At 59.3% G+C, this 13,821-nt stretch carries 9 protein-coding genes; 4 read left to right on the top strand and 5 right to left on the bottom strand.

Translation table 11 applies throughout. From position 1 onward, the window contains the following. Positions 1 to 85: 85 nt before the first annotated feature. From L7A20_RS00585 to L7A20_RS00575, 3 genes are all read right to left on the bottom strand, one after another. On the bottom strand, positions 86 to 1,573 hold the full coding sequence (locus L7A20_RS00585) for an NAD-dependent succinate-semialdehyde dehydrogenase (protein ID WP_237222023.1): 1,488 nt from the start codon (positions 1,571 to 1,573) through the stop codon (positions 86 to 88). A gap of 325 nt (positions 1,574 to 1,898) precedes the next feature. Beyond that, positions 1,899 to 2,594: a hypothetical protein gene (locus tag L7A20_RS00580; RefSeq protein WP_237222022.1), complete on the bottom strand. Its 696-nt coding sequence runs from the start codon at positions 2,592 to 2,594 to the stop codon at positions 1,899 to 1,901. 555 nt (positions 2,595 to 3,149) lie between these two features. Beyond that, positions 3,150 to 3,602: a hypothetical protein gene (locus L7A20_RS00575; protein ID WP_237205160.1), complete on the bottom strand. Its 453-nt coding sequence runs from the start codon at positions 3,600 to 3,602 to the stop codon at positions 3,150 to 3,152. Between the two features lie 305 nt (positions 3,603 to 3,907). Between L7A20_RS00575 and L7A20_RS00570 the strand changes: the two genes are divergently transcribed. The 3 genes from L7A20_RS00570 to L7A20_RS00560 all read left to right on the top strand — a co-directional run bounded on the left by L7A20_RS00570 (position 3,908) and on the right by L7A20_RS00560 (position 6,863). Further along, complete coding sequence (locus tag L7A20_RS00570; RefSeq protein WP_237222021.1) at positions 3,908 to 5,638, top strand: hypothetical protein; 1,731 nt, start codon at positions 3,908 to 3,910, stop codon at positions 5,636 to 5,638. Positions 5,639 to 5,768: 130 nt separating this feature from the next. Further along, positions 5,769 to 6,365, top strand: coding sequence for an arsenic metallochaperone ArsD family protein (locus L7A20_RS00565; RefSeq protein WP_237222020.1), 597 nt, complete (start codon positions 5,769 to 5,771; stop codon positions 6,363 to 6,365). 36 nt (positions 6,366 to 6,401) lie between these two features. Continuing rightward, positions 6,402 to 6,863: a GyrI-like domain-containing protein gene (locus L7A20_RS00560; RefSeq protein WP_135013458.1), complete on the top strand. Its 462-nt coding sequence runs from the start codon at positions 6,402 to 6,404 to the stop codon at positions 6,861 to 6,863. A gap of 92 nt (positions 6,864 to 6,955) precedes the next feature. Here the strand turns inward: L7A20_RS00560 and L7A20_RS00555 are convergent, their stop codons facing one another. Next, positions 6,956 to 8,014: a hypothetical protein gene (locus tag L7A20_RS00555; RefSeq protein WP_237222019.1), complete on the bottom strand. Its 1,059-nt coding sequence runs from the start codon at positions 8,012 to 8,014 to the stop codon at positions 6,956 to 6,958. 52 nt (positions 8,015 to 8,066) lie between these two features. Between L7A20_RS00555 and L7A20_RS00550 the strand changes: the two genes are divergently transcribed. Beyond that, positions 8,067 to 8,537, top strand: coding sequence for a MarR family winged helix-turn-helix transcriptional regulator (locus tag L7A20_RS00550; protein WP_237198268.1), 471 nt, complete (start codon positions 8,067 to 8,069; stop codon positions 8,535 to 8,537). A gap of 171 nt (positions 8,538 to 8,708) precedes the next feature. Here the strand turns inward: L7A20_RS00550 and L7A20_RS00545 are convergent, their stop codons facing one another. Further along, positions 8,709 to 13,610, bottom strand: coding sequence for an NAD-glutamate dehydrogenase (locus L7A20_RS00545; RefSeq protein ID WP_237222018.1), 4,902 nt, complete (start codon positions 13,608 to 13,610; stop codon positions 8,709 to 8,711). Positions 13,611 to 13,821 lie beyond the last annotated feature (211 nt).

Genomic DNA, 13,821 nt, shown 5'->3' with positions numbered 1-13,821 from the left:
TAATGGATTTTCTTGTAACTACAAAAAGGTGAGGGGTGCGGACGCCCGCCCAAACCGGGTGCGACAGGAGGGCGTCCGCTGGGCTTTAGTTGGCGTAGGGGTCGCGGATGCCGATGTACTGGATGGAGGAGTATTCGTCGATACCTTCGGCGGCCCCTTCGCGGCCCATGCCTGACTGCTTGACACCACCGAAGGGGGCGGCGGCGTTAGAGACCACACCGGCGTTGAAGCCCATGATGCCGAACTCTAGGTGGTCGCTGGCGCGGTAGAGGCGGTCGATGGATTCGGTGTAGACGTAGGAGGCCAGGCCGTATTCGGTGTCGTTGGCTAGCTCGTAGGCCTCGTATTCGTCCTTGAAGGTGAAGACGGGGGCGATGGGGCCGAAGATTTCTTCACGGGCGACGCGGGCGTCGAGGGGCACGTCAACGAGCACGGTGGGCTTGAAGAAGTAGCCTGCGCCCTCGCCCTTTTCACCGCCGGTGAGTACGCGGGCGCCCTTGGCAACGGCGTCCTCGACGAGGGCAACCATGGAGTCCTGGGCTTTCTTTTCGACGAGGGGGCCGCAGGTGACGCCTTCGTCCAGGCCGTTGCCGAGCTTGAGTTCGCCCATTTTTTCGGCGAACTTCTGGGAGAATTCTTCGGCTAGGGATTCGTGCACGATGAAGCGGTTGGCGGCGGTGCAGGCTTCGCCGATGTTGCGCATTTTGGCAGCCATGGCGCCAGCGACGGCCTGGTCGAGGTCGGCGTCCTCGAAGACCAGGAAGGGGGCGTTGCCGCCCAGTTCCATGGAGGTGCGCAGCACGTTGTCGGCTGCCTTTTTGAGCAGGTCCTTGCCGACGGGGGTGGAGCCGGTGAAGGAGACCTTGCGCAGGCGGGAATCGCTCATGATGGGCTCGGAGATAGCTGCTGCCGATTTGGAGGAGACAACGTTGAGGACGCCGGCGGGCAGGCCAGCGTCGAGCATGGTCTGGGCGAAGTACTGGCTGGTCAGCGGGGTCAGGCGGGCGGGCTTGAGCACCATGGTGCAGCCTGCTGCGATGGCGGGGGCGACCTTGCGGGTGCCCATGGCCAAGGGGAAGTTCCAGGGGGTAATCAACAGGCAGGGGCCGACGGGCTTGCGGCGGGTGATCATGCGCAGGGTGCCCTCGGGCATGTCGAGGGAGCGGCCGTAGTGGCGGGGGGTTTCTTCGGCGAACCAGCGCAGGAACTCAGCGCCGTACTTGACCTCGCCGAGGGCTTCGGCGTAGGGCTTGCCCATCTCTAAGGTCATGAGGGTGGCGAACTCTTCGGCCCGTTCGGTGACGAGTTCGAAAGCGCGGCGCAGGATTTCTGCGCGTTCACGCGGAGGTGTGGCGGGCCAGCCGTGGTCCCCCGCTTCTTTTTCTGCGCGGCAGGCGGCATCGAGGGCAGCTAAGGCGTCCTCTTCGGTAGCAGAAGCTAGAGTGGCGATGACTTCGCCGGTGGCGGGGTTTTCAACGTCGAAGGTTTCGCCGTTTGAGGCGTCGCGCCACTGGCCATCGATGAGTAGGCCGGTAGGCACCTTTGCTAGGAGTTCTTTCACATCTACGGTCATAGCCGGTGTGCACCTTTCGTGAACTATCTGTGTGATGGGCACACCATCAGGCCCATCCTTCTGCTTATCTTACGCCCCCTACCCGCCGGGCAGGTAGCCTGTCTCACACGCCCCGGGGCGGACGCCCGCGCCCGACAGGGCGGTTATTCAGGCAGGTCAAGGTGTGGGCCTCCACCCCAAGACCCCAATATCGCTACAAATACAAAAGTAGGGCTGGTGCCCCATGAAATCATGGGGCACCAGCCCTACTTTGGCCTTTAAGTTCTGCGTCCTATCGTTGGAAGCGACTCCCTACCATCACGCCATCAATAGGAAGGCAACGAATTTAAACTTTGGTAGACTCAACAGTCCAGGTTTTAGTCTTAAGACCTGTTGCATCGGTATAGGCTACGCTTCGGGTAGTAGTGAGCGTATTCTGACCGACGCGAGTACAGGTATTTTCGCGGAAATTCAGGAAGTAACCGGTGCAGAATCCGCTACCTGCGGTGGCATCAGACATATCTACAGGGGTACCGTCACCCTTATATTCCAGAGTGATGGAAGTAGGAGTGCTAGAAACGATAGACCACCCTGGCTCCAGGTAGGTGGCATTCGTCCACTTTGTTACACCGAGGGTAGATGCAGCACCGTTTGCAGTGGGGGCATCATTGAAGGTAACCGGACGAGCAAAGGTATGGGTCACGGTGAAGGTGTCGATGATGACACTGCCGGAATATCCAGGGTCAGCCTCAATCCACCAACCTACAGAAGAGTTGGGATCCTGAATGCAGTTTGATTTGCTCGGAGTTACCGAGGCACCGCAGCAAAGAGTGTTAATAAAGCCCTCTTTGGGGTTAGTGGTCACGTTACACCCGGTAGGCTGACGCGAGAATATCTGCTGGTAGGCACGCACAGACCCAACCCCCAGCTGCGCCTCGGGTGATGAAACTGCCATAGCCGGAACATTCGACGCCCCAACAATAACAGGCGCAGCCCAGGCTGCACCTCGCACAAGGGCACGGCGATTCATGGAAGTAGACATTTTTGTTTTTCCCTAAAAAGTATTCGAGACAAGAGTTAGTATACACTCAACATAAAACTTTAAAGGGAGTAACCTACTGTGATTAGAAATAGTAATTTACAGCACTCAATCTAGCCGCAACTACGTGCCAACTAGGTGTTTCATTTCTTCCAAAAAGTCAAGCTTCAGCTTGGTATTTTCCATGAAAAACCTTGCGTGAGCACCGTTATTTAAAATTTTTCTTATATTCTTTTAATTAAAAGGTAAAAATTCAGCACTTTGAATACCGTTTTTTTACTCAGTTAAGCACAACCCCACTACCAACACGACACACCCCAGCATGACAGAGGCCTACACAACCCTTGGGGGCACCCCCCAGGACGAGGCTTTCACCATTGGCCTCTCAGCCCTGCTCACCGGGCTGAGTGCAACGCTGATACCCCGCCCAAGAGTCAGAACCAATACCCAGTAGCTCGTCGTATCTTCGAGAGACTAAGCCTTAAAAAGTCTGGGTCGCGTCTACCCTCTTTTCAAGAAAGAATGGTTACGCGACCCGACTATTAAGATACATGCCACCTAGTTGGAACCGACGGTACCCCACTCGGTGAAGGTGGAGGAGAAGCCACACTGCGAGTTGTTAATGGTGTAGGTAAAACGCAGAGTGAAGCCCCCATTATTGGTTTGCTCCTGAGGCACAAGGGCGGTTGCAGAGAATTCCACAGGACCAGAGCCAGCAGGAATAGTGAGGGTCTTACGGTCAGCAGAAAGGGTAGCCCCGGCAATGCCAGTGGGATCTGCCAACTCAGCGTTGGAAACAAGAACGATCTGGGCGTAGGAACCAGCATCAGGGAAGCTGTAGGTTGCAGTCACCCGATGGGTGCCTTCCGCTGTTTCATGAGCAAAAGTAGGTGCAACGTCAGGGCAGGTGAAAGAGGCTGCGTAGGCAGGAACAGATGCAGTAGCCACCACAACGGGAGCAGCCCATGCGCTACCCTTGACCACGTTACGGCGCGACAGTGTGTGAGTCATGTTTTTAATTTCCCCTAAAAGTAATAAAAATCTTTTTCATGGTAGCACCTTGGCCGTACTGCGGCGACAAAAAACTGGAAGAAATTTTCGCCTGTCTAGACCTGAGTGCCACAGAGAAAACCCGATCACCCCAAATACCTATTAACACTAGTCAGAACCTGTATTTTTAAAACATACGCACCCTTGCATATACTCCCCAAAAATTAATACAACCGCCCCATCATCTGCCCACCCAATCAATCCCAACCCACCAGCCGCGCACGCCTTATCTCCCCCACCCGCCAAGGCGTGCAAAAATAGAGTCTATGAGTTTTGATTCGCACTCCGAGCTCCCCCCGCACCTTTTAGCTCTCGCACACCTTACACAATGGCATTCAGAGGCACATCAGCAGCCCCTGGAGATCCGTTTTACCGTACACAACACCACGCTAGATAGTGTTGCTTGTGCCATCACGGGTTCTTTAGGCGCCCCACCCCCAGCTGATTATGCCCGCTCAGCCACCGTCGCCATCTACGAACTGGCTCGCAGTGGAACCTTCGAAGGTTCCTATAACGTGCGTATCAACTCATCGCCAGGTGGCCAGGTCATCGTCAAGCAGATGCCTCTCTCCCCTACATCTGAACATGAAACTGAACACATCGACACACCCGTCGAAGACTCAGGGGCCACTGTCTCAAATAACGGGCTACGTCTACGCTCCGCCCTGCTTAAGCGCCGGCACAGTGCGGGATACACCCCAGCCGAGATTGCCGCCGAAGAGAAGCAGCGCGGGTTCACCTTCACCCCCGAGCTCAAGTTCTATCGGGCCCTAGTACGCAACGGTGTGGTTGCCGAAGTGGCCGGGCAGAAGGTCATTGCCTCTACCCCTCAGGCCGATTTTGGGGCGTCCACCCTGGATTCTGCCCCCTGGAAGGCACCGGAAAAGACGGACGGCACCGTCCAAGCCGTCCTGAACCACAGCCTCTGGCTTGAAATTGCCAACTCCCCCAGCCACCTCTACGCCATTGATTTGGCGCCCGGCGCCCAGGGCACCGTGGGGCAGGTTATTGCGCGCAAGCGGGGTGAGGCGTCAGTGCCAGTGCAGGTTGCCCTGTCATTGGCAGATTTTGTGACCGGCGAGCTGGTAGGTCAGGACGCCACGAGCAGCTCTCCCGTCGCAGCCGCCCCCACTGGCCCCCAGACTTCAGCAGGAGCATCACCTCTAGCGCAAACCATCGCCTGGGTAGGCACCGTTGAGCCTATCGCGCTCCCCGGTTTCCTGGGCTGGACTTTAGCTCCCACTGAGGCTCGCTACCGTGCGGTTCTGGCTGAGGTTGACCCCGAATCAGCAGCAGAGCCTGAGCCCGCCGTGGCCCCAGGACCCGCCAAGGGTGACGAAGCACCTGCTTCTGAAGCAGTACCGACTCCCGCTCAGATGGATGATTCTGAGCCGGTCATCGCTCCCGCGGCGCCGGTGGTTATTAAGTCCACTACGACCTCAGAAAACGCTTCGAACCTCTTCGCAACCCAGGAGGCAGACGAGCCTGCCCCCGCGCCGTCCGCCACCCCCGACTCTGAAGCCTCCCCGGTGCCGTCCGCTGAAGAGCAGGGTGAGGCGGGCGTCCGCACCGATGGAGAACCTGCGGCCCCCACAGCAGACGGTCAGGGCTCTACCGACGAGGGCGCATCCAGCCCCCTCAGCCGGGCGGCAAGTGCCTACGCCGCAGCGGCTTTCCCCAATGACCTGCCCGTCACCACCGGTGAGAAGGCTCAGGATATCCGTGATATAGACCCGGGTGTAGCCCGCGTCCCGGCCTCCCCCGAGCAGAAAAATATCGCTAATACCATCGGCACCCTGGCTTTTGGCACCCCCGAGGAGCGCAAGGAGTATCGGAGCACTGATACCGATGCTGTGCCCAGCATCGCGGCCCGGGCTAAGAAGGTGTCGCTGGCATCTGCGCAGGTGGAGCCTCAGCCCCCGGCAGAAGAGGACGAGCAGAAGCAGGACGACCGCAGCCTGCGTTCAGCCCTGCGCAAGTTCTTTATCGGAGACTAGGCCACTAAGAGCTTGCTGATAAGGCGCAACAGGCGGCGCACCCCGGTTACGGGTGCACCGCCTGACCTTTTCTGCGAGCCCCAGCGGGCGTAGGCTTGGTAGAGCACACGAATCAACGAACGGAGTAGTAGTGGCACGCTCATCTCGCGATACCCTGGGGAGCACCCCTCTGGAAGTTTTTATCCCCGCTATCGGCGAAAACCCGGACGATCCCGGTGATACCCAGCGCGAGGCCTTCCTTGCTGAAGCCCAGGAGCTGCTTGATGAGGGTCTTGATATTGCCGTCTACTCCACCGACTCCTACCCGTCTGCCTTTACCGACTGTGAGCCGGTGGCTGATCAGCTGGCTATGGCGGGGCAGGAGGTCCTGCCTATCTTGCTGGTAGAGGGCCTGGTCAAGGTGTCCTACATGTACCCCACTGCTGAGCAGCTGCGCCGTTTCTCCCGCTTTGGTGAGGTCAAACAGCCCAAGGTTAACGCAGCTGCAGCCGCCTGCGGTACCGGTGGTGCGGACGACCCCGCCACGGTTCCTGCCGCTGAGCCAGCTGGGTTTGCGGCCGTCCTGGCAGGGGTAACTCCCAAGCCTGCCGGAGGGCCCGACATCGGCAACCGGGTCAACCTGATGGGTGGCCACAATTCTGCACCGGCGTCGCAGAGGGCCTCTACCGAATCAGGGCAATCTGCGAAGCAGGCCTCGTGTGGCTGCGGTTGCGGGTGTGGCAACTAAAATAGAGCCGATACACATTTTTCTAAGGAGTAGTCGATGATTGGTGCGCGCGTAGAGCACAAGGATGAGTTCTTTATTGCGGGCTTCCGCGAGACCGTGAAGCAGGGCGCCGGCATTGGCGAGCTTTGGAAAAAGCTCACCGCCCATGCTGAGGCGCGGGGGGTGACCATGCCTGAGGTCCACTCGATGGGTGTGATTGTGGGGATGAACGCTGCCGGCGAGTTCGACTATATGGCGGGGATTCTGGTGGAGAACCTGGAAACCGCGCAGGCTCTGGGCCTCAATGCCCTTAAGGTGGACGGCGGTGAGTTCGCGGTGACGACCGTTGAGGGCCCGGTGCCCATGAGCACCATGGCCGGGGTGGACCACCTGATGGGTACCTTCCTGCCCGCGTCAGGTTTTAAGCCCAATGGCCCGGTCTTTGAGGCCTATGGGCCGGGCGACCCGTCCGCTGACGATTTTCAGATGCAGGTCTGGGTGCCGGTTAAAGCGGCCTAGACGTACTTTTCTTTTAGTGACTAGAACTGCCCCTCACACATGGTGAGGGGCAATGTGTGTACGTGGTAAGGGAAGGGCGACCTGCTGGCAGGTTAGTGTGCAAAATGTAGTTTCTGCCGCTGACGGTTTTCCCAGGCCTTACCTGCTATCAAACAGATGAACCCTACAAGCAACCAGCCGAAGAGAACTGCGAGGGAGTGGGTGTTTGGAAGCTGAGGAAAATAGGTCAGGTTGCGCATCGTCTCAACAAACCCAGCACCAATCCAGAATTCGTGGAGGAAGCCAAAAAAGGCAGGTTGCACCTCAGGTGAGAAAACACCGCCCGAGCTGGTGAAGTTCATTCCGACAAAGAGGGTGGCCATCAGCAAGGTGCTGTAGTGGGTCACAATGGGACGCAGCCCTATGCCAATCATAAGAACTGCCGCGGAATAAACCAGGGAAAGGCCCCATGCCGCTCCTAAATGCCCCTCAAAGACACCGAAGCCCCAATTTGATGCCAGCACGAAAAGGGTGGGGATTGCTAGGGCAGCGATGAACGCCATCAACAGGCGCTCTTTGAGAGAACTGTGCATGCCAACGGCAGCAATAGCAAGAGAAGTAGCATAGGACCCAACGGATAGGGCTACTAGGTAGAAAAAGGAGTTCTGGCCAATGGGGTCAGCTTCCTCAAGGGGTACCAGGTCTTCGACGGTGAGGGCTACTCCCTGTTTCTGGGCTGCACTCTGGAATATCTTGTTGACGATTTCTGCAGTAGTCCCCGATGCGCCCGAAGCAATAAGGACTATAGCCCTTCCTTCTTCGGGGATGTAAGCCCCCTGGAGCTCCCGGTTCTGTAGCTGAATCCTTGCCTCTTCGGCAGATGCCAGAGGGTAAATATGGGCACCCTCCCCCAGAGCTTCTTGCAGCCCGGCTTGATAGGCAGCTGCTATCTGGGGATTATCGGTCACAATAGCAAGGTTAAGATCTTGAGGTGCCGGTCGGTGGAAGCCACCTAGGTAGAGTAAGAGCATAAGAAAGGCCATCAGTGTACTCAGCAGAGCATGGCCTGCCAGGGCAGGCATCCCGGGGATGGGCGAGTGGGCGTGTTTGTGCTTGGTTGCAGAAGCAGGCATTGCCGGCACAGCCCCGGCAGATGACTTGATGACTGACATAAGATTCCCAAAGATAGTTGTATTATACAACTATTGATACTAAGGAGACCCGATGGAAAAATCAATGGCCGCAGATGAGACGCTTGACCCACTCTTACACCAGCTGCGCGTACTCATTAAGGACTATCGAAACTCCCGGGTAAGGCATGACCCAGGGTTTAGCTATGTTGAATCCCTGCTCATGGGTTTTGTAAGAGAGCATGCAGGGGCAAGCTCAGCTGCTTTAGCTGAGGCTCTTCACTCCGACAAATCAACAATTAGCCGCCAGGTAGCCGCACTTGAAGCTAAAGGATATTTGCAACGCGAAACCGACCCCACTAATCGCAGGGCGCACCGCATCACCCTCACCGATGAGGGGCAGCGGGTCCTTGCCACTTCTGATGAACTCTGGACAAAGCTCATCAGAAAACGCTTGGTAGGCTGGTCAGCGGCTGACCAGAACCTATTCTTAGAACTACTGACTCGATACAACACCGGTGAGCTAGCAGGCCACCCAGCTCCCACCAGCCAGCCCCCGCAATAGGTAAGCGCCGATTCCCCACTTCCTCAGTTCTAACAAAGGGAGCTGAGAGGCTGAGGTAATTATCTAAAACCCACTGATGCGGGGCAAAGACATGCCCCCCGCTTCTCTAGTATCAGTCTGGAATATCTCAGACAGAGAAGCGGGGGCATCAGATTCCCTGGGCTAGCCCTTCTAGCTCACGGCGCCGCGCAGGGTTCGCAGGGCTACCTGCAGGACGGCCAGGCGGGGGCGGCCATCGGCGCCGGGGGCGGCGTCCTGAATCTCAGCCAGCATGGAGTCCACACGGCCCATACGGACGGGGTGGTTCTCTACCCAACGGGCTACCGCGGTGTCGCCGCTCTCGGTTCCGGCGGCCACGCCCTCACCAACTTCCTGGACGACGTTGAGCGCCAGGGAGGCAGCAATCTCGTACAGGTCATCACGCAGGGACGAACGAGCCAGGGTCTCCCAGCGGTCGTTACGAGGCAGCTTAGAGATGGTGGTCAGTAGCAGGTCAACCTGGAAGCGGTCGTAGACCGAGTAGTAGACGCGGGCGACCTGCTCGGTGGAGAGGCCGTTAGCTTCTGCGATGCGCACAACATCCATGAGGGCGAAGGCTTCGAACTCACGAATCCAGTTGACGATGAGTTCCTCGGGTAGGCCCCATTCTTCAGCCTGGTCACGCATGGCTCGAACTCGGGCACGAGTATCTTCTGAGAAGTAATCCTTGAGTGAAGGAATGAGCTCTGCAACGGGCTTGAAGCGCTCAACCATCTCGGCGATGGGCGTGCCCACAACCACCGAACGTTCGGCCGCAAACCAGCGGGCCAGGCGGTCGAGCACACGCTGCCAGTCCTTGATAACAGCCTGCCAGCCTTCCAGAGGAACGGAAGCAGGGAGCCCGCGATGCAACCGTGCAGAGTTGCCAATGCCAAATGTTTCACGTGAAACGTAGAAGGCTCGGGCAAGGGCGTCTACCCCCACACCGGTTTCTTCCACTGCGCGGAAGACGTGGGTGATGCCGCCCAGGTTGACCATCTCATTGGCAACGCGGGTGCAGATAATCTGCTTGCGCAGGGGGTGAGATTCTAGGTGCTCGCCGAAGCGTTCAACCAGGGCGGGCGGGAAGTACTCGGTAAGCACACGGGCCAGGTAGGGGTCGTCTGCCAGGTCAGTCTTCTCGAGCTCTGCGGTGAGGTGAATCTTCACATAGGCTGCGAGAACGGCCAGCTCAGGCCCGTTAAGGGTTTCACCGGTGGCTTCGTAGCGTTCGCGGATTTCCTCGTCGGTGGGCAGGAATTCCACCTCGCGGTTGAGGCCGGCGTTCTCTTCCAAGTCGTGAATCAGGCGGATGTAGGCCTCAACACCGGGCACCACACCGTGGCGCTCAGCCTGCAGCAGCACGTTCTGCTCAACGTTGGTGCGCAGCACCTGGGCGCCGACGTCCTCGCGCTGGGCTTCGATGAAGCCTGCGCGTTCTTCGGCAGAGAGTTCACCGGCGGTGACCAGGCGGTCTACCAGGATCTTGATGTTGACCTCGCGGTCTGAGGTCTCTACACCGGCGGAGTTATCGATGGCGTCGGTATTGATGAGGATGCCGGCGCGGGCAGCTTCGATACGACCCAGCTGGGTGAAGCCCAGGTTGCCGCCCTCACCCACGATGCGAGCGCGCAGGTCGCGGCCGTTGACGCGGATGGCGTCGTTGGCCTTGTCACCTACGGCGGCGTGGGTCTCGGTGAAGCCCTTGACGTAGGTACCGATACCACCGTTGTAGAGCAGGTCGACGGGGGCCTTGAGGATGGCGGAGAGCAGTTCGGGCGGAGCCATCTCAGTTACGTCTTCGTCTAGGCCCAGCACTTCGCGTACCTGGTCAGAGATCGGGATTGACTTAGCGCCGCGCGAGTAGACACCACCACCGGCTGAGATGAGCTCGGGGTTGTAGTCCTGCCAGGAGGAGCGGGGCAGGTTGTAGAGGCGTACGCGCTCGTCGAAGGCGACCTCGGCGTTGGGGTTGGGGTCCAGGAAGATGTCACGGTGGTCGAATGCTGCGACCAGGCGGGTGGCGCGAGAGCGCATGAGGCCGTTACCGAAGACGTCGCCGCTCATATCGCCGATGCCGACGGCGGTGAATTCTTCGGTCTGGCAGTCGATGCCCAGCTCAGCGAAGTGGCGCTTGACTGACTCCCAGGCGCCGCGGGCGGTAATGCCCATGGCCTTGTGGTCGTAGCCGACGGAGCCGCCGGAGGCGAAGGCGTCGCCCAGCCAGAAGCCGTAGTCTGCGCTGATGGCGTTAGCGGTGTCTGAGAAGGATGCAGTGCCCTTGTCAGCGGCTACGACCAGGTAGTAGTCGTCGCCGTCGCGGGCGATAACGCGGGGGTTGTGTACGACGGTTTCGCTGCCGTCAGCCTCGATAGCCAGGTTGTCGGTGACGTCGAGCAGGGAGGCGATGAAGACCTTGTAGGACTCGCGACCTTCGGTAATCCAGGCGTCTCGGTCGAGGGCCGGGTTGGGGAGCTGCTTGGGGTAGAAGCCGCCCTTGGCGCCGGTGGGGATAATGACGGCGTTCTTGACCATCTGTGCCTTGACCAGGCCGAGCACCTCGGTGCGGAAGTCTTCGCGGCGGTCAGACCAGCGTAGGCCACCGCGGGCAACGGAGCCGAAGCGCAGGTGCACACCCTCAACGCGGGGTGAATAAACGAAGATTTCGAAGGTGGGGCGGGGCAGAGGCGCGAAATCGATCTGGCCGGGTGCCACCTTGAGGGCAAGAGCCGGACGGTCCAGGTAGGCGTTGGTGCGCAGGGTCGCCTTCATGACGGTGGCCAGGGAGCGCATGAAGCGGTCCACGTCGAGGGTGGGGATGGCGTCAAGGACGCCGCCCAGCTCACGCCAGACCTGCTCACGGGCGTCCTCGCGCTGCTCGTCGCTTTCGAACTGAGCGTCGGGGTCGAAGCTGGTAGCGAAGTAGTCGGCGAGTAGGCGGGTAGCGGCAGGGTAGGCAAGCAGGGTATCAGACATGAACTCTGCGGTGTAGACCTGCCCCAGCTGCACCAGGTAGTGGGTGTAGGCGCGCAGCACGCGGACCTGCTCCCAGGTCAGCCCCTCTGCCAGAATCAGGCGGTCCAGGCTGTCGGACTCGCGCTTGCCCAACAGGTAGGCGTTCAGGGCGTCCTCGTAGAGGGTGGCGACCTTATCTGCCTCCACGCCCTCGGGCAGTTCAACACCGAAGTCATAGAGGGAGAAGCTGCGGCCGTCTGCCGGGGTGATGTCGTAGGGCTTCTGATCGATAACGACCAGACCCATATTCTGCATCACGGGTAGCAGCTCGGTGAGGGTGTGGGCGCTGGCCAGGTAGGTCTTTACGCGGGTGCGATCCTGGCGCTCCCCCATGCGGATAGCAGCCGGCTGAGCCTCACTCAGGGATTCGAAAATGCTGATATCTTCAACGGCGTTTTCAACCTCGTAATCTGCGCGGTAGGTCATGGGCACAGCCTCAGACCAGGCTGAGGCGGCTGCACGGCCGTCCTCGGCGCTCAAACCTTCGCCGGCAGCTGCTGTCTCAACGGCAGCCGCGGTTGCCTCGCCCCAGGATCGGGTAGCTTCCTGCAGACGGCGCTCAATCGCCTTGGCATCCAGGGCAGGAATGGTGTTAGGGGTGGTCAGGCGTAGACGGAAGAAAATACGAGCCAGGGACGAGGTAGAGAGGTAGACCTCGAAGTCTAGGCTTTCGATGTCGATGAACTCGTGGAAGACAGCTTCCAGGCGCTGACGCACGTGGGTGTTGTAGCGGTCGCGGGGCAGGAAGACTGTGGCGGAGACAAAGCGGCCAAAGGCGTCCGGACGCAGGAAGAGGCGGGTGGTGCGACGCTCTTCCAGGCCCATGATGCCACGGAAGGTATCGGTAAGTTCCTGTAGGTCGGCGTGGAGAAGCTCGAGGCGGGGGTAGTCCTCAATGATGCCGGCCAGGGTCTTATCGGAGTGGGAGCCCGGCTGGTAGCCCAGGTGACGGCGCATAATGGCAACGCGCTCACGCACCAGAGGGGTTTCGACGGCGGGCAGGGAGTAGGCCTGGCGGGAGAAGAGACCCAGAATGACGTATTCGCCCACGATCTTGCCGGTGCGGTCAAAGTCGCGCACACCGATGTAGTCCAGGTACTCGTGGCGGTGCACGGTGGAGCGAGAGTTGGCCTTGGTGATGTAGAGGGGCTTGGGATCACGAGCGTTTTCGAGGCCCAGGCCGGTGAGGACGATGGGGTCACCTTCTCCGGTGTCGGCAAGAATACCCAGGCCAGAGCCGTCACGGTCGGTCAGCAGCAGGTCGCCTGAGCGACCTGAAAGGTCGCGTTCCTTGATGCCCATGAAGAGGAAGTTGCCGCGGGTAAGCCAGCGCAGGAATTCCTGGACCGATTCGATGCGGGTCATGGGGTCGGCATCGGAGTTGATGGAACCGGTGTAGTGGGCAGCGCCGCCCAGGGTTACATCTGCCAGTTCACCCAGTTTTTCTGCGATGTCGAGGGTGCGGGCGGCCATGGCGTCGTTGTCACGGGCGGCGCGGCGCACGTCGATCAGGATGGAGCGAATTTCGTTTTCAAGGCGGGCGATGCTATCGCCCTCAACGCGAGAGGTAAGGCGAACGGCAATCCATGACTCGATGGTGGCGCCGGCTCCAATATTGCCGGTGGCTGCATCGCGCAGAATAGGCATAGAAACGGTGTCACCGCTTGCTACAGGCTGCTTAAAACCGGTGCCGGTGACGCTGGTCAGGTGGCCGTTTGAGTCGCGCTCTACAACGAAGGTGGGGTGGATCAGACCCGAGATACCGCCCCAGTTAGCGGCAATTTGGGCGGTGATAGAAGAGACGAGGAAGCTGGTGTCGTCTACAACGATATAGAGAGTGCTGCCCGCGTCGTCGTTGCTCACCGAAATCAGGGCTTCACCGGCTTCCCGCTGCTCTGCCAGGGCTCGGTGCGCCTGGGCAAGGTTGGTAAGCTGCTGGTCGCTCAAACCTTCAAGCTCATCAGCTGAGCTGTGACGGTAGTATTCGTTAATCCAGTCTTCGTTGCCGGACCAGTGGGCTGAACGATCGTTCGTGAGCAAGGGTTTGCCTTTCGCTGGGGCGGATGTCACTCCGTTGTGATATCTGGGAACGCAGGTGTGTGTTCCACTTACATAGTAGTCGGGAAGCCCGTGGGAGTGAACCTCAACACCCTGGAAGGAGCAAGCGTCCGCTAGCTCTTCACATTCGAGACATACAGTCTCACATTGCAAAAACGGTATCGCCACCTTTCTTCACCCCTCTTATGCTGGA

Origin of the sequence: Rothia nasimurium (assembly GCF_928381415.1) — a bacterium.
Classification (GTDB): domain Bacteria; phylum Actinomycetota; class Actinomycetes; order Actinomycetales; family Micrococcaceae; genus Rothia; species Rothia nasimurium_H.
This window is presented reverse-complemented; position numbering and strand designations above follow the sequence as displayed.

Bases quoted from the DNA above. Each gene is read 5' to 3' on its own strand.
- L7A20_RS00585 (WP_237222023.1), bottom strand. From the start codon at position 1,573: ATGACCGTAGATGTGAAAGAACTCCTAGCAAAGGTGCCTACCGGCCTA.
- L7A20_RS00570 (WP_237222021.1), top strand. From the start codon at position 3,908: ATGAGTTTTGATTCGCACTCCGAGCTCCCCCCGCACCTTTTAGCTCTC.
- L7A20_RS00580 (WP_237222022.1), bottom strand. From the start codon at position 2,594: ATGTCTACTTCCATGAATCGCCGTGCCCTTGTGCGAGGTGCAGCCTGG.
- L7A20_RS00550 (WP_237198268.1), top strand. From the start codon at position 8,067: ATGGAAAAATCAATGGCCGCAGATGAGACGCTTGACCCACTCTTACAC.
- L7A20_RS00555 (WP_237222019.1), bottom strand. From the start codon at position 8,014: ATGTCAGTCATCAAGTCATCTGCCGGGGCTGTGCCGGCAATGCCTGCT.
- L7A20_RS00560 (WP_135013458.1), top strand. From the start codon at position 6,402: ATGATTGGTGCGCGCGTAGAGCACAAGGATGAGTTCTTTATTGCGGGC.
- L7A20_RS00575 (WP_237205160.1), bottom strand. From the start codon at position 3,602: ATGACTCACACACTGTCGCGCCGTAACGTGGTCAAGGGTAGCGCATGG.